This is a genomic window from Mesorhizobium sp. M7A.F.Ca.US.007.01.2.1, assembly GCF_003998165.1.
In the GTDB taxonomy this organism is placed as follows: Bacteria; Pseudomonadota; Alphaproteobacteria; order Rhizobiales; family Rhizobiaceae; genus Mesorhizobium; species Mesorhizobium ciceri.
Map to the genome: position 1 here is coordinate 1 of NZ_RZQP01000432.1, position 2151 is coordinate 2151.

General features: G+C 60.9%; 3 protein-coding genes. 1 reads left to right on the forward strand and 2 read right to left on the reverse strand.

Features of this window, described 5'->3' with window-relative positions; all coding sequences use genetic code 11:
• Together EN949_RS34740 and EN949_RS34745 are read right to left on the reverse strand one after the other, a co-directional pair.
• On the reverse strand, positions 1-382 hold a 382-nt coding region (locus tag EN949_RS34740; RefSeq protein ID WP_281039803.1), incomplete at its 3' end, for a methylene-tetrahydromethanopterin dehydrogenase N-terminal domain-containing protein.
• Between the two features lie 29 nt (positions 383-411).
• Positions 412-1383 carry a beta-ribofuranosylaminobenzene 5'-phosphate synthase family protein gene (locus EN949_RS34745; RefSeq protein WP_024504393.1) on the reverse strand — a complete coding sequence of 324 codons (972 nt, stop codon included), beginning with the start codon at positions 1381-1383 and terminating at the stop codon, positions 412-414.
• A 153-nt stretch (positions 1384-1536) separates the two neighbouring features.
• Between EN949_RS34745 and EN949_RS34750 the strand changes: the two genes are divergently transcribed.
• On the forward strand, positions 1537-1917 hold the full coding sequence (locus EN949_RS34750) for a 4a-hydroxytetrahydrobiopterin dehydratase (RefSeq protein WP_013532029.1): 381 nt from the start codon (positions 1537-1539) through the stop codon (positions 1915-1917).
• The last annotated feature ends 234 nt before the right edge of the window (positions 1918-2151 follow it).

Below are 2151 nucleotides of genomic sequence, written 5' to 3' on the forward strand. Positions count from 1 at the left end.
CCCTCGTATCCCTGAGCGCACGCTGGAATTTCTTCTCCAGCGCCTTTTCCACCTTGGCCACCATCGCCGCGGCTGTGGTGAACGAGCCGGCTGGATCGGCAAATACCGAAACCTGGAAAGGCGGCACCATCGCCTTCTTCGCGGCGTCGAACATGTCGAGCGCCAACGAGGCATCCTTCCCGGCGATGAAGATGCCGGTGTCGACACCCGCATCCGGCGGGCGTGAAAAGATCGCGTCCTGGACCAGTCCTGTCACTTCGGCCAAGCCCACATCGACATAGGGGACGACGGCGTCGAAACCTGCGTCGAGCGCCATGTTCACGTCGAAGGGGCTCATCTGCTTCAACGGTGTCAGCATGTGCAGGATGTGTTTGCGGGCCATTTCTTGCCTTTCTGCCTGAAACTGAAGCGTCAGCTGCCGACCAGATCCAGCCTGGTTGAACTGATCTTCGCGCCGGAGTTCCTGCCCTTGACGATCTTGACCTCAAGGCCGCCCTCAACTGTCGTCTTCCGAACCGCGTCGACGAACTTGAGTGCGGCGTCCTGCGATGGCGCGAAGGCAAAGCCTGTCGGCCCCCAGGAACTCTGGCCGATGCCGACGGCGCCTGCTTCATTGAGACAGTGGGCCACCATCTCGACCCGCTTCGAGGTGAACACGCCGCCCTGGGCCGGGGCGAAATGGCTGCCGATCAGCATCTGTATCGCGGTGACGGCGGCGCCGAATGCCGGAAGGTCCCGCTCGACCAAAGCCGGCATTATGCCCATCAGCACCCTCCGGCAGATCTCCCCACTGCCTGCCGTTGGGAATGGCGGCAGCGAGCGAAACGCCGCAACCTCGGCTGCTCCATGCAGTCCATGCCCGGAATGGTCGAGGATGAGGAGGACGCGCCACTCTTCCGGAAACGGCAGCCGCGCGACGACCGGAGGCGTTCCGCCGCGGTCGTTCTTGCCGGCGTCGACTATGACGCCGCCGTCTTCGAAACTTGCGATGCCGATGCCGGATCGGCCGCCCCGCTCGAGCAGGTTAGCGTCGCCGGCGATGTCCAGAGGCAGATTGTGGAGCGTGCGCAACGCCGAGGCGACGGCAAGGGCGATCTGTGTGCCGGAGCCCAGACCCGCATGACTGGGGATCGACTGCTCTACCACCAGATGGTGCTGGCCGCGAATGCCGAGATGCTTGCAGAGCGTCGATAGATGCTCGCTGGCGCGGGTGCTCTCGGAGCCTTCGACGATGGTCTCGCTGGACCGCGACAGGGTGACGACGGTTTCGGGTTCGCTCAATGGAAGCCCGACGCTGCCGAACCGCCGTCCAGCATCGCCGTTGAGATCAAGGAAGCCAAGGTGCAGGCGAGCGGGCACTCGTATGGTAACAGAATTCGACATCTGCCCCCCGATGGGTGCATCATGGATGCATCATGGAAGTTTAGGTGCCCGGTACCATGATAACTGTTTTCGTCGATGGGGCAAGCCAAAGAGAACGCATACGTGTTTGCCGGCTCCGGCGTGTGACAGACCGAGCAATTCGCGGAGGTCGAGATGAACGAGACAGTCAAGGAAAAGGTCTATTCGGAAGCCGAGATCGCCGACCGGCTTGAGAAGGAGCTGCCGAAATGGCGTTATGAAAACGGCTGGATCCGGCGCAAATACAAGACCCACAGCTGGAAATCGACGCTCATGGTCATCAACACGGTTGGTCATCTCGCCGAGGCGGCGTGGCACCATCCTGATATCACCGCCTCCTATGCCTGGGTCGAGGTGCGCCTGACGAATCACGCGGCGAAAGGCATTACCGACAAGGATTTCGAGTTGGCGAAAAAGATCGAGGATGTTGTCCAGTGGCAGCCGGCCAAGGAAGGCGGGGCACTGGAGGGCACTCCACTGACCGATCAACGCTTCGCTTACGTCAAATATGACTAAGCAGGGTCGGAATTTGTTGACGCGTATGAAAACATTCGCTGATCCGCTGCAGGGTGGGGTTCACGGCCAATCCAGTTTCGTCTAGGATCGAGCCGGCACCAGAAAGTAGTTTAGCGAATGGCGGTTGCTTGGATCGGCAACCGGGAAGCGCTGATTGAGCACGCGGCTGCGCATGCCGCGTCGCTATTGTCGTCAAGTCGGTGCCCGGTTTTCAGCTTTGATACGGATATAGAT